The following is a 217-nucleotide window of genomic DNA, read 5'->3' on the forward strand; positions in this document are numbered from 1 at the left end:
GAAGTTCAACTGCGCGGCGCCGGTCAACAACTCGCCCAACAACACCGGCCTGACCAACCTGCCCCCGGCCAAGGCCGCGACGGTCTGGTACGACTACCACGCCTCCGAGGAGTTTCCCGAGATCGACGGCGGTCAGGGCGCGGCCCCGATGAGCGGCCCGTTCTACCACTACGACGCGGCCAGCACCTCCGAGCGCAAGTTCCCCGAGTACTACGAC

General features: G+C 67.3%; 1 protein-coding gene. It reads left to right on the plus strand.

Translation table 11 applies throughout. The features are described 5' to 3' along the window. Positions 1-217, plus strand: a 217-nt coding sequence (locus OO54_RS41250; protein WP_033213063.1) for a hypothetical protein, incomplete at both ends; no start/stop codon positions are given.

Origin of the sequence: Streptomyces wedmorensis, from assembly GCF_000716445.1 — a bacterium.
GTDB lineage: Bacteria > Actinomycetota > Actinomycetes > Streptomycetales > Streptomycetaceae > Streptomyces > Streptomyces wedmorensis.